The sequence below is a fragment of the Shewanella canadensis genome (assembly GCF_003966225.1).
GTDB lineage: Bacteria > Pseudomonadota > Gammaproteobacteria > Enterobacterales > Shewanellaceae > Shewanella > Shewanella canadensis.
Genome location: NZ_RXNU01000014.1, coordinates 130,060 through 149,160 on the forward strand (window position 1 = coordinate 130,060; position 19,101 = coordinate 149,160).

General features: G+C 42.5%; 18 protein-coding genes and 1 pseudogene. 11 read left to right on the top strand and 8 right to left on the bottom strand.

Features of this window, described 5'->3' with window-relative positions; all coding sequences use genetic code 11:
- Nucleotides 1–60 precede the first annotated feature (60 nt).
- From EKG38_RS20165 to EKG38_RS20180, 4 genes and pseudogenes are all read left to right on the top strand, one after another.
- Nucleotides 61–813, top strand: a complete 753-nt coding sequence (locus EKG38_RS20165) for a helix-turn-helix domain-containing protein (protein WP_126522454.1) — start codon at nt 61–63, stop codon at nt 811–813.
- A gap of 222 nt (nt 814–1,035) precedes the next feature.
- A complete protein-coding gene (locus EKG38_RS20170; protein ID WP_126522457.1) occupies nt 1,036–1,308 on the top strand; it encodes a YiaA/YiaB family inner membrane protein in 273 nt (90 codons plus the stop codon).
- An 8-nt stretch (nt 1,309–1,316) separates the two neighbouring features.
- A complete protein-coding gene (locus EKG38_RS20175; protein ID WP_126522459.1) occupies nt 1,317–1,898 on the top strand; it encodes a PspA/IM30 family protein in 582 nt (193 codons plus the stop codon).
- Nucleotides 1,871–2,086, top strand: a pseudogene (locus EKG38_RS20180) (LysR substrate-binding domain-containing protein); the annotation flags it as partial. The gene EKG38_RS20175 and the pseudogene EKG38_RS20180, both read left to right, overlap by 28 nt.
- Before the next feature lie 21 nt (nt 2,087–2,107).
- Here EKG38_RS20180 and EKG38_RS20185 read toward each other — a convergent pair.
- Nucleotides 2,108–2,368 (bottom strand): hypothetical protein, encoded by a 261-nt coding sequence (locus EKG38_RS20185; RefSeq protein ID WP_012144566.1) that lies wholly within the window; start codon nt 2,366–2,368, stop codon nt 2,108–2,110.
- 536 nt (nt 2,369–2,904) lie between these two features.
- Here EKG38_RS20185 and EKG38_RS20195 point away from each other — a divergent pair.
- The 5 genes from EKG38_RS20195 to EKG38_RS20215 all read left to right on the top strand — a co-directional run bounded on the left by EKG38_RS20195 (nt 2,905) and on the right by EKG38_RS20215 (nt 8,945).
- Nucleotides 2,905–4,113, top strand: a complete 1,209-nt coding sequence (locus EKG38_RS20195; protein WP_126522462.1) for an NAD(P)/FAD-dependent oxidoreductase — start codon at nt 2,905–2,907, stop codon at nt 4,111–4,113.
- A gap of 374 nt (nt 4,114–4,487) precedes the next feature.
- A complete protein-coding gene (locus EKG38_RS20200; RefSeq protein WP_126522464.1) occupies nt 4,488–5,492 on the top strand; it encodes an ABC transporter substrate-binding protein in 1,005 nt (334 codons plus the stop codon).
- 87 nt (nt 5,493–5,579) lie between these two features.
- Nucleotides 5,580–6,479 (top strand): ABC transporter permease, encoded by a 900-nt coding sequence (locus EKG38_RS20205; RefSeq protein WP_126522467.1) that lies wholly within the window; start codon nt 5,580–5,582, stop codon nt 6,477–6,479.
- On the top strand, nt 6,472–7,731 hold the full coding sequence (locus EKG38_RS20210; protein ID WP_126522470.1) for a quaternary amine ABC transporter ATP-binding protein: 1,260 nt from the start codon (nt 6,472–6,474) through the stop codon (nt 7,729–7,731). Before EKG38_RS20205 ends, EKG38_RS20210 begins: the two co-directional genes overlap by 8 nt.
- On the top strand, nt 7,731–8,945 hold the full coding sequence (locus EKG38_RS20215; protein ID WP_126522503.1) for a putative porin: 1,215 nt from the start codon (nt 7,731–7,733) through the stop codon (nt 8,943–8,945). The genes EKG38_RS20210 and EKG38_RS20215 overlap by 1 nt, the downstream gene beginning before the upstream one ends.
- A 322-nt stretch (nt 8,946–9,267) precedes the next feature.
- Here EKG38_RS20215 and EKG38_RS20220 read toward each other — a convergent pair whose 3' ends face one another.
- Both EKG38_RS20220 and EKG38_RS20225 read right to left on the bottom strand, forming a co-directional pair.
- Nucleotides 9,268–9,792 (bottom strand): cytochrome c3 family protein, encoded by a 525-nt coding sequence (locus EKG38_RS20220; protein WP_126522472.1) that lies wholly within the window; start codon nt 9,790–9,792, stop codon nt 9,268–9,270.
- 75 nt (nt 9,793–9,867) lie between these two features.
- Nucleotides 9,868–11,091, bottom strand: a complete 1,224-nt coding sequence (locus EKG38_RS20225) for an Ig-like domain-containing protein (protein WP_246033234.1) — start codon at nt 11,089–11,091, stop codon at nt 9,868–9,870.
- Between the two features lie 842 nt (nt 11,092–11,933).
- On the opposite strand from EKG38_RS20225, the gene EKG38_RS20230 reads away from it, so the two are divergent.
- Nucleotides 11,934–12,617, top strand: a complete 684-nt coding sequence (locus EKG38_RS20230; protein WP_126522478.1) for a TetR/AcrR family transcriptional regulator — start codon at nt 11,934–11,936, stop codon at nt 12,615–12,617.
- Between the two features lie 730 nt (nt 12,618–13,347).
- On the opposite strand, the gene EKG38_RS20235 is transcribed toward EKG38_RS20230, so the two are convergent.
- From EKG38_RS20235 to EKG38_RS20255, 5 genes are all read right to left on the bottom strand, one after another.
- Nucleotides 13,348–13,872 carry a hypothetical protein gene (locus EKG38_RS20235; RefSeq protein WP_126522481.1) on the bottom strand — a complete coding sequence of 175 codons (525 nt, stop codon included), beginning with the start codon at nt 13,870–13,872 and terminating at the stop codon, nt 13,348–13,350.
- A gap of 35 nt (nt 13,873–13,907) precedes the next feature.
- Nucleotides 13,908–14,426, bottom strand: coding sequence for a hypothetical protein (locus tag EKG38_RS20240; protein WP_126522483.1), 519 nt, complete (start codon nt 14,424–14,426; stop codon nt 13,908–13,910).
- Between the two features lie 221 nt (nt 14,427–14,647).
- Entirely contained in the window at nt 14,648–14,830 is a 183-nt protein-coding gene (locus tag EKG38_RS20245; RefSeq protein ID WP_126522486.1) for a hypothetical protein, read from the bottom strand.
- A 351-nt stretch (nt 14,831–15,181) separates the two neighbouring features.
- Complete coding sequence (locus EKG38_RS20250; protein ID WP_126522488.1) at nt 15,182–17,725, bottom strand: DEAD/DEAH box helicase; 2,544 nt, start codon at nt 17,723–17,725, stop codon at nt 15,182–15,184.
- Nucleotides 17,703–17,960: a hypothetical protein gene (locus EKG38_RS20255; RefSeq protein WP_126522491.1), complete on the bottom strand. Its 258-nt coding sequence runs from the start codon at nt 17,958–17,960 to the stop codon at nt 17,703–17,705. Before EKG38_RS20255 ends, EKG38_RS20250 begins: the two co-directional genes overlap by 23 nt.
- Before the next feature lie 586 nt (nt 17,961–18,546).
- Here EKG38_RS20255 and EKG38_RS25005 point away from each other — a divergent pair.
- On the top strand, nt 18,547–19,026 hold the full coding sequence (locus EKG38_RS25005) for a hypothetical protein (protein WP_185826915.1): 480 nt from the start codon (nt 18,547–18,549) through the stop codon (nt 19,024–19,026).
- Nucleotides 19,027–19,101: the final 75 nt, after the last annotated feature.

Below are 19,101 nucleotides of genomic sequence, written 5' to 3' on the forward strand. Positions count from 1 at the left end.
TCACAACCGATTGCTATAAAGTATTAAGTTAAGCAACCTGTGGTATTGAACGGTAATACGATGCATCAAACCAGATTGATAATTGAAACTCTGAAGCTTGAGCTGAGGAAACAGCAAAAGACCTATAAGCATGTAGCAGAGAAACTTGAATTATCCGAAGCCAGCGTAAAACGTCTATTCGCCGAAGAGTCATTGAGCTTAAATCGTCTGGATAATATATGTGAATTACTTCAACTGGAGTTCAGTGATCTTGTCAGTTTAATGGAAGAAAATATTAGTTTTACGACCGAGTTATCATTGGCCCAAGAAAATGAGTTGGTTAGCGATATAAAATTATTGCTGATGGCGCACTTCCTTATCAATGGTCTTAGATTTTCCGATATCACAGATAATTACACTATTACCGAAACCGAAGGCATTCAGCTGTTGGCAAAACTGGATAGAATGAAGATCATCGAGCTGCTCCCTGGCAACAGGGTAAAAATGATAATATCCAAGAACTTTCAATGGATTAAGCACGGGCCAATCCAATCATTTTACAAGACTGTCATACAACCCGAATTCTTAAACTCTTCGTTTACTCTACCCGGTGAATTTCAGGTTTTTACTTCAGGAATGCTAACCAGAACATCAAATACTGAACTGATAAAGAAAATAAAACGACTATCAAAAGAGCTCAACGAAATGAATACAACAGATCAATCATCGGAATTAGAGCAAAAATTTGGCACCAGCTTAATGATTGCTATGCGGCCTTGGGAGCCTGATATTTTCCACCAACTACGAAGAGTTGAGCCTAAGAAACATTTTTAATCGCATCGGGAAACTCGAATTCTGAAAAGTTCAGGCCATAGAATGAGTGGGTGAGTACCAGTATTCAGACTTTCCCAATTGAATTGTCTCACCACACAATACTCGCAGTATTACCCTACGCAACACCTCCTAGCTTAGTTGCATCCTTAAATACCTTAGCAGAGACTCAAAATTGCATTGTGGTTATCGCCACCAGCCGTAAACACACTAAAAGGTATTGTTATGGACAGTTCAAATATACAAAGTAACTCAGCCAGCTGGATCTTTTTTATCAAACTATCCTTCTCTATTGCCCTTATCTCTATGGCGACAGGAATCTTGTTTATGCCAGGTGGACTGGTTATACAAGGTTACTTTGCCATCTGCTCACTATTTCTTGTGAGCTCAACAATAACCCTATCGAAGACTCTTCGTGACGAACACGAAAGCCATCGCTTAATCAGTAAAATTAGTGATGCTAAGACTAACAAGATTCTCAACGAGTACTCTGAGTAGGAGGAGTCATGCAGCTAATCATCAGATTCATTGCGGCGTTAAGAAGAGCTATCGCCATGAACACAGAAAAGAAGAGCACAGATAAAAACGGTCATAGGTTAGAACCCAAAACGTTTGGCTATGATGGGCACGCCTGTCAAATAAAGCATGAGCTGACATATATCAACGCACACAGGGCAAAACTGGTACATCAATCAACATCCTTAGAGGAACAAATTCGTGAAAAAGAAGTACTGGCAATCAGGGCAATAAAATTAGGCGACGAAGCACTCGCCTACTCAATAGCTGAATTGATAGCGGACAAAGAAAATGAACAGAGCGCCTTAGAAAAGAGGTTAGAACAGGTAAAAAACTACGAGCATAGACTCATCAAACAACTTAAGTGTTCGGTACAACAAATTCAAGACTACCGACATGAACTTGAGCAAGTTCAAGTAATTCAACGTGTGCAACGGCTCTACAGAATACAACCAAATATGAATACCATAGGAAAAAATAAACTGGCAGTGCTAACTTCAAGATTGATGCAAATTCAACGGAAACAAACTTGTGCAGATACAGAGACCATGCCCTCGTCGATGCCGCGATAAAAGGCATAGGCATCATTCAACTGCCTGACTACTATGTCTTACCTTTTTTAGAAGGTTGGCAGCCTATTCCGCTACCGGAGCAGAACTGTCAACCTGTCGAGGGGATCTGGGCACTCTATCCTCATAACAGACACCTGTCACCTAAGGTGTGCATGCTACTCGACTATTTAAGTGAGGCATTAGAATAAGATTTAATATGGTTACCCTAGTTACTTTTCGGCTTCATCATCAAGTTCATCGTTACGTAAATTTTTAAAAAAATTGTACCTTAACTCAGACAAATAGCCTGAAATACCAATCAATAACCCAGCGTGAAATGCACCGTCTCGTAAAAAATTCTGGTAATGATCACCCGAAACCATTAACGCATCGAGCATACAAAGAAAGCTGAATAACCATAAAATATTTCTTTCCCACATCCACTCACCAAAAATACGGTTATAAATATTTTTCTTAACAATATGATACATAGTATGTTTCCTTGTTTTTTCAAACTGAGTAAAGTATAGGCAAGGACTAATCTAAGATCCAAAACTCACCGATTTTATTATTTCAGCTGCCTAACTACTGTGTATTGCCTTTTTAGAAGATGGCCGGCTTATTCCGCGACAGGAACAAAACCACCAACCCGACGAGGGGATTTGGGCACTCTATCCTCACAACGGACACCTGCCATCTAAGGTGCGCATGTTACTCGATTACCTGAATGAAGCCCTGAGTTAAGCGCACCTCTGTCGGGGTCAATAACGCCTTTTATTGACCCCAGTTGATACATTACCCCACAATGTTTCATCAGAACCACTACAGCACGACTCATTTATTACATATAAGTAAAAGTGATTTTCCTTTTGAGGTAATTGTTCCCCATTGAACGATAATTATAATAGCCCACATCTGATGTTCCTCCGCTTTAATCTCTCATACCTTTCGTATCAATAGTGAAGTTTTGAGGCTCTATCGTTCAACTTTTAGTAATGCACCACTATGAGTGCGCTAAGGAATTATTATGTCTCGTGTTGTAATTGTCGGCGGTGGCGCCGCAGGGCTAGAACTGGCCAGCATCTTGGGCCGCTCGGTAAATCGCCAGGATGAGGTCCTCTTAGTGGAGGGAGAGACTCACCACTACTGGAAACCCAGATTTCATGAAATAGCCGCAGGTACCTTCGATAACGCTCTGGACACTCTTTGCTACTTTAGCCATGGCGCAAAAAACGGCTATATGCATTATCAGGGCTGGATGACTGACATCAAACGTGAAGATAAACAGCTGGTCGTAAGTAAGCCCAACGGTGAAACGGATTTCATCAAGTATGACTATCTGGTTATCGCCATCGGTGCGATTAGCAATGATTTTGCTACCCGAGGGGCGCTAGAGCACTGTCTATTTTTAGACACGCCGGAGCAAGCACGCAGCAGTTGGCTGCAAATTAGCTCACTATTACGCTCCGGACACCAGCGTACGATAAACATCGTTGGTGCGGGGGCGACCGGCCTCGAACTGGCCGCCGAGCTCGCTAAAGTTAGCGCCAGGTTAGAGCCAAACCCACATGCGGCTAAACTCAAAATCAACCTGATTGAAGCTACCGACAGGGTCTTACCCAACAGCCCGTTAAAGATGTCCAATCAGGCACAGCTGATGCTGGAAAAATATAATATCAATGTCATGCTCAATACCAGAATTGCCAGCGTAGACCAGCAAGCTATGACCACCAGCGATGGGCTCACTATCGACGCCGACATTCAATTTTGGGCTGCGGGCATTAAAGCACCTAATTGGTTGAAAAATATCGGTGGTCTTGAGAGCAATAGCTCCAACCAGCTCATGGTACAGCAAACATTAGCCTGCACGCTGGATCCAAATATTTTCGCTCTGGGTGACTGCGCCGCAATCCCGCAAGGCGATGGTGCTATGGTGCCTCCTAAGGCACAGGCAGCAAATCGTGCAGCGGTACACTTAGCCAAAAGCTTAATCGGATTAATGAGGGGGAAACGGCTCACGCCTTTCATCTATAAAGATGGTGGCATGGTCGTCGCAATAGGCCATAACTTCGCTATCAGTACCATGATGAATGACAGGTTAATCCTAAAGGGCCGCGTAATTCGCCGCCTCTACGACACGATTTTCCGCTTGCATCAAAAAACGGTCAGCGGCGTATTGACTATGTCACGCCTGATCATCGCAAAGCGATTAAAGTGCATTTTCCAGCCAGGTTAAATATCACTAACTCGCTTTCATCAAGGTTTGTCCTATTTCAGACAACAAAAAACCGCATCCCTTTCGGAATGCGGTTTTCTATTTCAAATAGGTTAAGTTGGCCCTTCTGGCCGACTATTAGTTTGAGCTCTAACCACCTTTATGAAGGGTGAATAGATGGAGACAATAGGCCTCAGACTACAGAACTGTTAAAGAAGTGCACATTATGTTATGATCCCCGATCAAATCCTTTGCTGCAGTCCTGTTTTTAGTAATAGGGTTGCAATAATGTCGTCGCCTTCAAGAACAGAAACACACCACCTAGTTTGAACTCTAACCATTGTTAGTGAAAGGCACGTGCGCAAAAAATTTCTAACCTCGAGCATGGAGCTCTTATGAAAAGTATTATTTTAATTGGCGGCTTACTCCTTAGTGGCGCAGCGCATCAAGCTGTTGCCGAAGAACATTGCGGTAAGGTCACTATCGCAGATATGAATTGGAGCTCGGCTTCATTAATCGCAAATGTTGACCGCTTTATTTTAGAACATGGTTACGGCTGCGAAGCCGAGCTTATCCCTGGCGATACTATGCCTACCAGCACCTCTATGGTTGAAAAAGGTGAGCCTGACATCGCCCCTGAAATCTGGAGCAACAGCGTCAAAGAGCTTATCGAACGAGGTGTCAGTGACAAACGCTTGGCTATCGCGGGTCATTCACTCTCTGATGGCGGTGAAGAAGGCTTCTGGGTACCCCAATATATGGTCGACAAGGACCCCAGCCTGAAAACCATTGAGGGTATTATCGCCAAAGTAAAAACCTTTAAACATCCTGAAGATCCTGACCGTGGCGCTTTTTATGGCTGCCCGGCGGGTTGGGGCTGTCAACTCTCGGCTGAAAACCTGTATCGTGCGCTTAAGCTAAGTGATGCCGGGTTTGATCTTATCGATCCGGGCTCAGGTGCAGGCCTGTCAGGTTCCATCGCCCGTGCCTACGAGCGTGAAAAGCCTTGGTTTGGTTATTACTGGGCACCCACAGCGGTATTGGGTAAGTACAAAATGTCCAAGGTGGACTTTGGTAGCGGTATCGATGCGGATCATTTCCGCGACTGTATCGCCAAAGAAGAGTGCGCCGAACCTAGGGTCACCATGTACCCATCGGCATTGGTACAAACTGTCACCACCACAGGTTTCGCTGAAAAATCAACCCGGGAATTCGAGTATCTTGGTAAACGCTCCCTGACAAATGCCCAGCTGAACGACTTGCTGGCTTGGATGGAAGACAACCAGGCAGACGGCATTATCGCAGCCGAGTACTTCCTGATGAATCATGAAGACACATGGCTAAAATGGGTTCCTGCCGATGTCGCCGCAAAGGTGAAAACGGCAATCGAAGCATTGTAAATCGAAACAAAAACGCGAGGCCTACAGGGTCTCGCAATTTTTGCCCCTCATCTAGATTATCCCGTGTAAAACACTATAGAGGTAGTAATGGCTGACTTTTCTTGGCTCAGCAAATTTCCGAAAATGGACCGTGCCACTTTATTGGAAATTCGTAAATATTTGGACGGCACCTTTCGGGACTTTTCCCGAGAGTATGGTGATGTCATCGAGTCTTTCTTCGATCCGCTGCTCGACTTTCTTATCTGGTTTGAAAAGCTGTTGGTGCAATCGCCCTGGTGGGCTGTACTGATCTCGATTACCGCTTTGGTCTACCTCACCAGTCGTTCATGGAAATTGTCTTTGGGCGTCATCGTTTCATTTCTGCTTATCGGCTATTTCGGCATGTGGGAAGATACGATGCGCACCCTTAGCATCATTACCGTATGTACGCTATTGGCCATAGTGCTGGGTGTCCCCATTGGTATCTTAATGGCCCGCAACAATCGCACCCAGTCATTGGTGACGCCCATTCTGGATGTGATGCAAACCATGCCAGCCTTCGTGTACCTGATCCCTGTGGTCATGTTGCTTGGAATTGGCAAGGTGCCCGGCGTTATTGCCGTGGTGATTTATGCCATTCCGCCAGTCATTCGTCTGACCAACTTGGGGATCCGTCTGGTAGACAAAGAAGTGCTGGAAGCCGCCACCGCCTATGGTGCTAATCCGATGCAACGCCTGATGGGTGTTCAGTTACCCCTGGCCTCTCCCACCATAATGGCAGGTATCAACCAGACCATTATGATGGCGTTGGGGATGGTGGTTATTGCGTCTATGATTGGCGTCAAGGGTCTGGGTCAGCCGGTACTCAAGTCGATCACCAACCAGTATTTCACCCTCGGACTCTTTAACGGTTTGGCCATCGTCGCCTTAGCCATCATTTTTGATCGCACCTCTCAAGCCTACGCCAAGCGATCTCAAAAACATATGCAGGGTGGACAACATGACTAACGAATCACCAACAGAGCCGCTCATTCAGATTAAGGATCTTTTTAAGGTCTTTGGCAAAAAACCAACCAAAGTCATGCCTATGGTTAGAGAAGGTTTATCCAAGGATGACATCCTGGCGAAAACCGGACATACCGTGGGCCTTAAAGCCATCAACCTCGACATTCACAAGGGCGAGATCTTTGTGATTATGGGGCTCTCGGGTTCGGGTAAATCGACCTTGATCCGCCACTTCAACCGACTGATCGACCCCACTGAGGGGCAAATCCTGGTTGAAGGCATCGATGTGATGAAACTCAATACCAAAGAGTTGGAGCAATTTCGTCGCAATAAAATGGCAATGGTGTTCCAACGCTTTGGTTTAATGCCCCATAAAAGCGTACTGGAAAATGTCGCCTATGGTCTCAGTGTTCAGGGAATAGACAAAGCCACGAGAAATGCCAAAGCCACCCAATGGCTTGAAACCGTCGGTCTGGCCGGATATGAAGAGCAGTACCCGTCCCAGCTTTCCGGTGGTCAGCAACAGCGCGTCGGCTTGGCAAGGGCCCTGTGTACCGATGCGGAAATCCTGCTGATGGATGAGGCATTCTCGGCACTGGATCCGCTGATCCGCAGTGAAATGCAGGATCAACTGATTGAGCTGCAAAAAGAGCTACATAAGACCATCATCTTTATTACCCACGATCTCGATGAAGCGCTGCGAATTGGTGACCGGATCGCGATCCTCAAAGATGGCAATCTGATTCAGGTTGGTGAGCCGGTGGATATCTTGCTCAACCCTGCCGACGACTATGTTGAAGCCTTCGTCAAAGACGTAAACCGTCCGCGAGCCCTGACCGTCGAAACCGTCATGAAACCGCCCGCATATCGCCTTACCGCCGACACTATAGGTGAAGCACTCAAACAGATGAAGCGTATTCCGGCTAACTATGCCTATTACGTTACCGATGAGGGGTTCCAGGGCGTTGTGTGCCAGGAAGCACTGGAAGATGCCGTAAAGACAGATAAAGAAGCGCTGATGGAAGACTTCAAGGTAGAGGAGATGACACCGATATCACAGGATGCGCTGCTTGAAAGCATCATTCCGGCAACCATGGAATCAGACTTTCCCCTGCCTGTTATCGATTCCGATGGAGACCTGCAGGGTGAGCTTTCCCGTGCTCATCTGGCCGATGTGCTATCTGACTTCTACACCGATGGTGCTGACGACAGCACTGACGAAGAAAAACAAAACTCAACCAAAGAGGATAAATGATGATCCGCTATACACTTGCTGCTTCCTGTATCGCCCTGGCACTGGCCGCTAATGCTAATGCCACGCCGGTAGACGAAGAGCTGGAGGCTCTTAAGGCCCGCATCGAGCAATTGGAATCCGAGCAGACTCCGGTAACAGAAGAAAAGGAAAACGCCGTAAAATTTGGCGGTGCAGCTCGTTTCCAATACTCCTATGAAGACTATGATGTTGATAATAAGGACCGTGGTGGTGATTTTGACTTCGACGTATTCCGCATCGATGTTAATGGTAACGTCGATGACGTTATTTTTTCTGCCCAGTACCGCTGGCACCAGTACATGGATGTCATTCACCATGCCTGGGTCGGTTACAACTTCGATGAAAAGCAACAGGCTAAAATTGGTATAACTCAGGTGCCTTTCGGCATTTTGACCTGGGCGTCCAACAGCTTCTTCTTCAGCTCGAACTTCTATACCGGGTTGGAAGATGACTACGATATGGGTCTGAATTACACCTATAACGGCGATGCCAACCGTCTGGATCTGGCCTTCTACAAGAATGACGAACTGGGCGGCCTGGATGGTTATGTCTCTGACCGTAGCGAGCGTTATTCCTACGATGTTGTCGGTGTTCGTTTAGCAGGCGAAGGGATCTACGACGCACCAAGCGATGGCAAGGCTGCGGGTGAAACCAACACCCTCAACGCACGTTATGCTCACAACCTGGCGTTCGGTGATGTTGCAGTTGAGCTGGGCCTATCCGCCCAGGCCGGTCAACTTGAAATTCAAGATGGTACCGATGGCGATCACGTGGCAGCAGCACTGCATAGTGTGATCAACTATGACCGTTGGAACGTTAAGTTGCAGCTGACCGACTACACGTACGATGTCGATGGTATGGATGTTGAACGTATGGTAGTGGGCGCCTATGCCTTCTATGACTCTATCCCGGCAGAGGCCACCAGCTACGTGGCCAACGTGGCTTACAGTCTACCTGTTAGCATGGGTCCGATTTCAAACCTGACTTTCTATAATGATTATTCACTTGTCACCGACAAGCCCGGCGTTCAGGAAGACACCTTTATGAACGTCACTGGCGTCGCTATCACCGCAGGTGGTCTCTACACCTACGTCGACTTTGTTGTCGCCGAGAACCAGCCCTTTATCGGTGGCTCTATGGTGGGTGACGGTGAAACCAATAAACGCCTGAACATTAACTTCGGTTACTATTTCTAATAGTGAAGTAGATACCCGATAAGCCCAAGCCGGCTTAACAGGCAACAAAAAGCCCGCTTGTCGTAAGACTAGCGGGCTTTCTTTTATTATGTGAGTAGGCCGATAAGACAACTGAGCCAACTTATCACTTTCGATGGTATTGGGCTTTATAGTAAGTAACCACTAACTATGTGTAACGGATGTTGTAATAAGCAAAATGGCTACTTGTTAATCCTTGTATAATTTTTAGAAACGGGAAAGAACCTGATCACAGGGTCTTATCGAAGAGCATCTTGATATAAAAAGACCGCCCTAAAATTCAGGAGGTCTTGCATCTTAATGACTATTTGCTAGTGGCATCAATAAAGCGCTGGAATCTGGATTCTCCTTCAATCAGCTTATTTCTCTCAATATCATCGAACTTTCCTGGAACTGGAAATTCTTTATCATGACATGAAGAACAAGCATTCGGCATAACATCGAAGTCAGTACATTCCTTCGTGTTAGGTGGATATTTCCAACTATCGTAGCATATACCGATCTTTTGAACGGCCGCCCAGGACTTGGTCATTTTATGCTCCGGATCGGCACCATCCTGGGTAAATGGATACAAATAATCGTATTGGCCAAGCGACTCAGTAGGACTAATCACTTCAAAGTGATGAGACCTGACATCGTAACGTCTGGAGCGGTCACGGCTTCGTTTACTCCATGGCATATGACAATCTGTACACGCTGCACCGACAAGCTGATGAATATTCATCTTGTGCTCCGCAGCAGATTTATCAGCATGACAACTAATACACTGAGCATCACCCTCTAGCTTCATTCCTTGGCTGTGTGGGTTATGACATGAGCTACATTTCATACCACTTCCACCATGCTTCGATTTTTCAAGATCCATCTGGTGAGACTTAGACTGCTTTTCGTACTCAGTCCCAGGCTATAGATCACGTTGGGTAAATACATAGAAATCAGCTAAATTATCGCCCACATTGAAGTGCTGTCCCTTTTTAAGCGGATCCTCCTCATTATAGATATAAGGCATCTCCACAAAACCACTATCATTGGAAACAGGATGGCCGGCTTGATGACAGTGAGAACATTCTGAACCGTAGTTAGCCCCGGTTAAATCATCCGGGTTTACCACATCGGCCTTATCCATAGTTCTGGTGTGTTTAGCCGCAGGACCATGACAGTTCTCACAGCCGGTAGCAAATTCAGCTTCCCAGATATTAGAATCATCGACAACATTTCCGGCAAAGCCATTGTCTTTGAAAGATTCGATTTCAAAACCTGTCAGATGGCACTCTGCACATCTATTTTCATATGAAGCAAACTTAATGTGTTGGTCTAAATCTTCTTTTGGAAATAATTTGCCAGCTTTGTCATACCAAAGCCACTCAAGCCAGTTACTCCAATACTCTTCACCTTCAGGCTCATCGTTCCAATAAATAAGAGGCATTAAAATAAGTGAATTAGCCTCTGCATCATAATTGAAAAAGTTAGTTTGCGTCTTATAACCAACGACATCGATACGGTAAGTTCGGTCTTTTGTCGAATCGATGGGATCATGGACAGTCAACCAGTACTCTTCGCCCTTCATAAAAGAAGTGTATTTATGACTGTTTACAATGAACTCCTTGGGTTCGGCTTCAGTTCCCCAAGGCGCATCGATAGTATTATTATCCTCTGTGTACAGCTTTCTCATCACAGTTGCATGCTTAGTATCCTTCCACTCCTCATAAACCGATGCATGGCAGGTAGAACAGGCTTCAGAGCCAGCATACTCTCCGCGGCTAAGGGCTGGTTCAAGAACGAGTTTGGCAGTCACAGAAATAGTTATTGACGAAGCCGCATCCAATTTACCATCTGTTATGGTATAACTGAATGTCTTATCTCCAACCAAATCATCACTAGCTGATTGATATTGAGCAGTATTACCATCCAATAGCAATCCATTCAATTCCTTTATTATTAAAGTATCACCATCTGGATCGGTATCATTATCCAGAACATTAATCGATACAGCTTCACCTTGCATTACCGTCACTTTATCTGGGTTAGCTACTGGAGCTCTATTTAAATTAGTAACACTACTATCGTTACTGTCATTACACCCAAATAATGTTGCGACAATCAAGGTCATTAGCAACTTTTTCTTCATCACTCATCACTCTTATTTATTACTATCATACCAATTTGATATAGTAGGCCATATGGCAACCAACATTTTGTCCATATAAAATACAAGCGTCAATTGCAAAGGGGTTTATATAATAATCGTGTGAACTTAAACGCAAAAAATCAAATGCAAACACACATGTAAATAAAATCAAATGGATTAATTAACAAAGAAAGCAATATTAAACAATTATATTAATTGAAATAATTCAAAAGACACCAATCTGATTAATTACAAATCACAGCTCACACTCTACAATTAACTGAAGACTGTAATTCAATTGTATAAATAAAAATAATGAATAATTGCGGTAACGTTTTTTACCACAACGCAAGTACCCAGCCGCCCCATTATTCAAAAGTGACTAAGACAAATACTCCATTTCTATTTCTATTTCTATTTCTATTTTTCACAATCGACACCTTTTTTATGCACCAATCGGCCTTATTGACCAAAGCATCCCTCAGGCAGCCTACGCCCACCTCGTTTTCTGGTGCTAATTGATCGTCTGCCGAACAGTTATTCCTAGTCCTATGACTCTTGGCGATGCGGTTCCTGAATTTACCCATGAAATGCTACTTCCTGTGGGATATTCACCGGACCGGATCTCAACAGAAACAGGAGCTACGCCCCTCCAATCCCCCATATTTTCTAGACCAGTATAACTAACACAATCTAGCATAGATAAATTTAGCCAAATAAACCAAAAAGTTATAAACAATAATTACCCATTACCCCCCACTTTGATTAACACCTCCTCCACAGACAATTAAATTCGTTTATAATCACGTAATAGGAAAGTTGTTAAAGCTAAAGGCAGAGTCATGACCAATAAGTTAGGCCGCCCCATCGGTGATTCCAATGTTCGTCAACTGTTGTTAGAAGCAGCACGCTTACTGTTTTGCCAATTCCCCTACGAAAAAGTATCCACTCGAAAAATTGCCGAACAAGCAGGAGTGAGTGCTGCACTGATTCAATACTACTTCAACAATAAATTTGGCTTATTTGAAGCCATGATAATTGAAAATTTTGAGCCCGTAACAAAAAAAGCACTTCAGGCAAAGAATAATGGAGATTTTGATTCAATATGCGAAGTACTAAGGTTTTATTATAAGACAATGGCTGAGAAACCTGAATATGCCAGGCTTGTATTTAACTTATTCACCCCGAATAATGGCGGCGGCAAAAGACTTTTGTCACCAAGGATAATTAAAGCTATTTGGGCGCCGGGAAAAACACTTCTATTTGAAGGGGTGATTAATGATGTCGGCCCCAGTGCTAAAGTGAATGCAGATATGTTTAGGCTCAGCTTTCTTAGCCTGATGGTATTCCCGTTTCTGGCACCCGATATTTTGCTGAAATCTCATAAAATCACGCTCAATCCAGACTTTTTTGATCAGTTAGCCAAACATAACCTTTCCATGCTTCGAAGCAGCATCGGACTAGCTCCCAAAGTCCCACACGTCTCCTCAGAGTGTTGCAGCAACCATAAGATCCAAAACCGCTGACCTTCGAGATGTGGTTTTAACTTTATTTTGTTACATTGATACCCGATAAGTCCTGCTCAGCAGACAAAAAGTTTAAAAATGCATCCCTTGTGAGATGCAGTTCTGCTTTATTAGGTGATGATGACGTCCGATAAGCCGAGGCTTACAGACAGGCAACAAAAAAACCGCATCCCTTACGGGATGCGGTTTTTCTTTATGAGGTGAGTTGGCCGATAAGCCGGGTCTTGTCGTGGACAGTTATTCATCTAGGCCTGCAATCGCTCACAGGCTCAAGCGACCTACCCGGTTCCAACGCGAGCCGCGCCGTATGGAACCCTATCAGTAACTTAGTGACACCTAATTAAATTACTCAAATTATAACGGAAGTTGGCCTGTTATGTCTCAGTTTGTGGAACAGTTGTGTATCACTTAAAACTGTATGTTCTATAAATGATTAACTTATTGCTGTCCTACATTTAGCAGTTAGTTACTAGCACATTAGTTACTAGCAATATGTAAACACGTTTTTGGACAGAAATGGCTTAGCGAATTGATTTTAGTTGACCAATCTAGGGTTAGGAAAATCTCCCTGGTTTATTTGAAAGCCCACCCCGATTATTTGTACTGAGTTCAAAGGTAATCATCTGGAGCAGCAGTTTCGTGACTAAGACCTCATCGAATGCCACGTGAGCAAGAGCATTGCGGAGAAGAGAACTGCATTTTGTGGTGAGAAAGCAGAGAGAAGATTGTTTTAATATTTTAGCTTGCCTTTCCATTTCTTATTTTCACCATCAATAACAATTACTTTCCTAGGTGAGAATACTGGCTTCCCATGATAAAGGTATAAAGGAAGTGGTACCGTTTTCTTGGATGGAATCTCTAACATTTGTTTTTCATTGAAGTCGTATGTTTCATGGATAGAGTTAGAGATAGTTCTAATTGACTTAGGGCGAATAGGCTCTGATGTTGAGTGGGGCAGTATAAAGCAGTCTTGAATAAAAGCAGGTTGCATCCCAATGTTAGTAATATTGATAAGGTATATTGGTTCAGCCTGAGAGCCCGTAGGCATTTTATCTATACCGTTACCAGCTTGATATGAGTGGATTTTCTTAACTTTATCATCAAAGTCGTCAACCTTGGTCAGGGTTATATCGAGCTTTGTTTTGTCTCGATTTCTGTTTTGTAATAACGCAATAGCACCTGGAATAGCACCCAGTAATGCCGCTGCTACAGAGCCTACTATTGATACAATATTGTTGTCAGTTGTCAATGCCATGAAAGTTTCTGCTAGGCTAATGTTTATCAAAAAGATTAAATATTTCGGTTTTCAAGCTCAGCTAAGAACGCTGATGATAAGTACTTATTAGTCGAAAACACATACTCTCCACGTTTCCCTTTCAACTTAATCAAAGTATCTTTACCTGACATACGTTTCAGTGTTTCCAAGTCAATCTCAATAGCAAAGTCTTCATGGACGTAGCCTCCTGAAACTACTTCACGGTCAATAGGAATGAAACGAACATTCTCGGCCTTCATAACAGCATCATTAAAGAAGTACCAATCAGAAGTACGGAAATTAACATAAACCTGAATAAAAGTTAGAGCGTTATCACGACCGTAATGGGCACGTAGATGATACACAGCATTAGCATGACCCATGTTGACAACAGGTTCGGTACGTAACCAAGAGTCACCTTCAAAATCATCAACAGAATAAGAAATTAAAGCTTTAGCATCATTAGTAGAATCAGGTTCAAAATGATAACCAGTAACACTTGCACAACCACTCAATACAAGTAATAAAAAGGGAATAATCACGCGAGTCATCATAAGTCTCAGATGTAAAAAGGTGAATATACGATATCACACTTAACTCTAAGGCGGTATGTAGCGTAACTACCTATCAGAAGGGATAATCTTGGCAAGCTGAGGGGGAACTTTGCAGTGTAGACATTCAGATAACTTTAAGTAGGGCAAAACTGCTATTAACAATTCACACATGAGCATTTACTCTAAGCAACTTTGGGGCATAAACGAGCTAAAAATACGTTCTAACTATATCGATTAAACCTCTCATGCCTAGCAGCCTCTAACTGCAAGCAGTCCATAAATGATTTAACTTTTACTGTTAAATCTATAACCTCCTCCTCACTTAATTCCATTTGTTTAACTAGCCATTCTGGCGTACTGCCCATGTTAATGTAGTAAATAAAGTCCTTCATTCTTCTTTCCATCTTTCTTCCTCTTATCTTTGAAAAAATCACCCTCAATAACAGACTTCTCGAGTAATTTATCAACTTTTCTTGCTTGGTTAATGTTTGCCACTAGCTCCCTAATGGCTTGAGTCCTTTCAGGCTCATCATGTATTGATTTGTAACAGTGATATGGGTTTTGTCCTTTTCCCTCTGAAAAGCACCTAGCGATTGAGTTAGGTACGCCTAAGTCCTTAATCAATGCAGCTCGAGAGAACCGCCTTCGGTCAAGAACCCAGAGCAAATTCAAAAAATTCAGTAGTTCCAACTTTGCTCTGTACTCATGCTCTCCAAAATATCTACTCCCCATACACAATAGAATGCATAACAAGCTCAAATTTGAGCATTATGCACCTCTCTTATTGAGACGATTCCGACTCCTTTTTTGGTGGGTTTACGTTTGATATGAAAATACCTATTCAGAATTTTCAGGTAATGATTAGGGTTCACTCTAACTGTGATTTGAGGGCTATTAGTAACCGCTTTTGTGATGATAGCTTTAGCATCTATTGCCGTGTAAAACTCGCCTACAACAAACTGCTTATATATTGCCTTTTCTAATGTCTGGTCAGCGGATAAGAGTCTATCTTTATATACAGTTAGCTCGTTTCTTTTAAGAGCTATTTTTCTAACCTCTTCTTTATCAAACCCATTATCTAGTAACAACGTCACCATATTGAATACTGAATCATGGTCCTCATCATATCGTTCTCGATTTAATGCCTTCTCAACGGCTTGTGCATAGCTTTGGCTCATAACTTCCTGACTCAAGTTTTTTACCTTGTCGAGGGCAGCTACAGTTAACGAAGAGATACTTTCAACATCTGCGGTTAAACTATAATCATACTTTTCAAACGTTAATCCCTTCCTAAAGTTAGCTATGTCCATAGCAGACTTTTGCTTATGATATGGATATAACAAGTTCATATAGACTTGCCCCCCATCTATACGTATAAGCTTCTCCACATCTCTTGCCCCAAGCAGCTTTAGCTTATCAACTCCCAAATTATTAACTTCATCATAAAACTGGTTTTGATACTCTTTTTCTTTATAGGCATCAGGAATATAACTTTCGAAGTCTTTTGTTGGCTTTTTTACCAAATAGCACTTCGAACTTCGGCCTCTATCTCTTTCATAGAACTGAACAATTTGCTCTTCTGACCAGTATTTATTAGCAACTATAATGATGTTATCAATCCCCTTTAAATTGATACCCTCCAACAATACTTGAGTTGTTATGACAGTCCCTTTAATCTCGCCCAATGCTAAGATTTGCTTATGACAATCATCCTCCTTTGAATCAGAACTAATGACCTCAATGTTACTTAGCGCCTTCTGTATGGCTAACGCTTTTTTCTTATCATCAAATAGCACTAAGTTATTACTTGAAGGGCTTAAATGCTTCAGGAATCGAACCAGTGCATTATCTAAAGTACCTGTGGTCTCAAGTACAGTTATCTCTCTTGTGGGCCTATCGGCCTTGAAATCGAAGTGATAATCAAATTTGAAGCAATCCAAGTGAGTGGGGTCAAAAGTGCCTGACATACAAAGGACGGTATATGATTTTACTTTGAGCCTTTCAATTAGGCCTGACATTACATCCAATCTAAACCCATCAGATAGAACTCGATGAAATTCATCTAAAACAATTAGGTAATCACTTAAGTCATTCTTATCTAATAAGGCTATCAGTGCGTTGTAGCTACATGTGATTTTATCGCTAGCAGGTAAAACACCGCTACATCCGATTAAAGTTGCACAATCTCTACTCAGCGCTTGCTGCTCAACAATTGAATTGAGTGGAGCGGCAAAAATCACTTTCCTATCCATTTTATCTAATACAAGCGTGGTTTTCCCTGTGCCTGTAGTCGCTGTTAACAGGTGCTTCTTACCGTCCTTAATTTGCACATCATCTGCTTGCAGGTAGGTTACTTTTTTAGTTTCAACTTTATAGTTTGTGGATTTCTTTTTGAGCGCAGATATATCAATACCTCTACAATATTTTCTCGCCTCATCTACTGTCTTTTCGACTGTGTTCCTCTTTTGGTCCCAATTCATCTTATGGGCTAAAGCAATTTGAAACTCTTCACTAACCCTGTGCTTTGCGATTTCAACATGGAGAAAAAAGAAAGCATCGTTTCTAGAGCATTTTCGATTATTGACTGTTATTACTGAGTTTTCACATGCATCAATATAAACTTGAGCAAGCTTCATTACTTCAGGAGAGTCGTCCATTCCTTCTATCGCATCTACTTTTTTACCTGTAGATTTGACGGAACTAGCGCCTTTGGCAAATGACGATAAATCCAAAATATTCGAGGTTTGCGTTTCATACTCAAAAAAATGTTCGAGCTCAACTGGAACTACAAACCCTCGCCCCTTAATCAAGAAGCTAGTATCTAAGTATGTCTCACCTCCAAAGCTGAAGTAGTCCTGTATGGCCGTTTTACGGCTTATAGCATCTGCTATATCCATAGGTTCAGCTATGGGGAAAATAACTCTGAATTTATCAACACCTGCAACACGATGAGTAGAGGTGGTGTGTAAATAGTATTTATAGTCTGTATTGCACTTTATGAACTGCTCTATAGTGCAAGAGTCATCAATATCTAGGACCAAGAACTGCAATTTATCGATATTATCAGCAACGAGTTTTTTACTTGGGTCTTTTACAGAATATGGAAACAGGTAGGGATTTGATTGTTTTATTTGCTTAGTTAAATCGCAGAATTGCGACCCATAGCTTATGACAAGCTCTTCATGTGTTATGCCTTGATTAGGTATCTTTAGGCTTTTGATATCTTCAATCAGGTCAGTAACGAATGTAGTGGTGTAAGTTGTCTTTTCAAAGACGTTAGGTGCTAGTTGAAATTGCATCTTCTAGGTTAATGGAAATAGAGAGCTTCATGGCCTCGAACTCTATCTCTGCTGCTTCTAAAAGCTTTGCTCTAAGAGCTGAAAGCTTCACGTATCCTTTGTTTTTTAAGTATTTACTAAATGCTCTTGCCTCTGAATCTAACAGGCCAGATTCTACTAACAGACTTCTAGGGGGAATCACCCTAATACCATCTGTAGCTAAAATCAGAGCATTTTCTAGGTCTTTTATCTTCATACAATCATTATACGCTAAATCATTGATTTTTCAAGCAAAACATTTCATTCTTGCTCGCGTAAAGTATTGATTACGTTAATATATCGTCAAGTTTTATATCAAAAAGCTGTCGATGAATCAGCCAGTTGAAACCTTAAAAACCACAAGTTATTATTCTTTTTAAGTAAATACAAAAGTCGTGTCGATAGAATTACTCATTGATGACTCGAACCCTTCTTAACTCTATAACCACAACTTAGCCCGAAGGCCCCTCCGCACAGAACGGACCAACCACCAACATCCATGCTAATGAGTTTCGAATCATTATCTAAGCAATACCGAAGGCGCACTCCAAACAGCATCATAACTTTGCCCCAAGCTTTTCGATACTTTACGTATTTCGCGCCTCCCCTCTGTGCTAAATAACATGTTTTTGCACACCCCGTAAAAATTTATGTTTACACTACATTATTCAAGGGCTACAGCTCTGTTTTTCTCTTAACTACAGGCCTTTGATGAGCACATCCAGAAAAAGTGTATTTGACCTACCTGCTCTAAAAAAACAAAAATGGCTCCACAAATTAAACAGCACTAACGAGTAAAGAAGATGAGAATTGGATACCAAGGAATAACACCATATAGCAAGTGGGGTGATGCAGAGCTAAACCAAGAGCAACTCCTTAAGGGCTGCGACAAAGTAATCATTGAGAAAGCGACATGGTTTAGTGAAAATATGACATTAGCGCCTAGCATTGACTCACTGAATACTGATGATGAATTTGTTGTCTGTAGCCTAAGGTTTTTAGCACAAGACACAAAGAAGTTAATCACTTTAATCGAACTCATAGAGAACAAGGGAGCCAGGCTAACCGTATTAGATATGGAAGGTAGTTTATCTGGGTACTTTAAAGCTCTGAAAGCTTTCGAACATTACGTCACTAGCGCCAAAATCATGAAAGGACAGAGTAGCAGCAAGAAAAAAGCAGGACGAAAGCCAATAGCTGAAAATTTAATTAAACGAGTAATTGGCTTAAATGCGTATTCCGGCGATTGCGATCACTCATTTCGGTTTAATCCGATCACCTAAATCATCTTTTCTCTCTTCCCCTTATTTTTACCCTAAGTGATCGGATTGCGCCAGTTTTCTCATCGATTCACCACC

Bases quoted from the DNA above. Each gene is read 5' to 3' on its own strand.
- EKG38_RS20165 (WP_126522454.1), top strand. From the start codon at position 61: ATGCATCAAACCAGATTGATAATTGAAACTCTGAAGCTTGAGCTGAGG.
- EKG38_RS20170 (WP_126522457.1), top strand. From the start codon at position 1,036: ATGGACAGTTCAAATATACAAAGTAACTCAGCCAGCTGGATCTTTTTT.
- EKG38_RS20175 (WP_126522459.1), top strand. From the start codon at position 1,317: ATGCAGCTAATCATCAGATTCATTGCGGCGTTAAGAAGAGCTATCGCC.
- EKG38_RS20185 (WP_012144566.1), bottom strand. From the start codon at position 2,368: ATGTATCATATTGTTAAGAAAAATATTTATAACCGTATTTTTGGTGAG.
- EKG38_RS20195 (WP_126522462.1), top strand. From the start codon at position 2,905: ATGTCTCGTGTTGTAATTGTCGGCGGTGGCGCCGCAGGGCTAGAACTG.
- EKG38_RS20200 (WP_126522464.1), top strand. From the start codon at position 4,488: ATGAAAAGTATTATTTTAATTGGCGGCTTACTCCTTAGTGGCGCAGCG.
- EKG38_RS20205 (WP_126522467.1), top strand. From the start codon at position 5,580: ATGGCTGACTTTTCTTGGCTCAGCAAATTTCCGAAAATGGACCGTGCC.
- EKG38_RS20210 (WP_126522470.1), top strand. From the start codon at position 6,472: ATGACTAACGAATCACCAACAGAGCCGCTCATTCAGATTAAGGATCTT.
- EKG38_RS20215 (WP_126522503.1), top strand. From the start codon at position 7,731: ATGATCCGCTATACACTTGCTGCTTCCTGTATCGCCCTGGCACTGGCC.
- EKG38_RS20220 (WP_126522472.1), bottom strand. From the start codon at position 9,792: ATGAAATGTAGCTCATGTCATAACCCACACAGCCAAGGAATGAAGCTA.
- EKG38_RS20225 (WP_246033234.1), bottom strand. From the start codon at position 11,091: ATGAAGAAAAAGTTGCTAATGACCTTGATTGTCGCAACATTATTTGGG.
- EKG38_RS20230 (WP_126522478.1), top strand. From the start codon at position 11,934: ATGACCAATAAGTTAGGCCGCCCCATCGGTGATTCCAATGTTCGTCAA.
- EKG38_RS20235 (WP_126522481.1), bottom strand. From the start codon at position 13,872: ATGGCATTGACAACTGACAACAATATTGTATCAATAGTAGGCTCTGTA.
- EKG38_RS20240 (WP_126522483.1), bottom strand. From the start codon at position 14,426: ATGATGACTCGCGTGATTATTCCCTTTTTATTACTTGTATTGAGTGGT.
- EKG38_RS20245 (WP_126522486.1), bottom strand. From the start codon at position 14,830: ATGGAAAGAAGAATGAAGGACTTTATTTACTACATTAACATGGGCAGT.
- EKG38_RS20250 (WP_126522488.1), bottom strand. From the start codon at position 17,725: ATGCAATTTCAACTAGCACCTAACGTCTTTGAAAAGACAACTTACACC.
- EKG38_RS20255 (WP_126522491.1), bottom strand. From the start codon at position 17,960: ATGAAGATAAAAGACCTAGAAAATGCTCTGATTTTAGCTACAGATGGT.
- EKG38_RS25005 (WP_185826915.1), top strand. From the start codon at position 18,547: ATGAGAATTGGATACCAAGGAATAACACCATATAGCAAGTGGGGTGAT.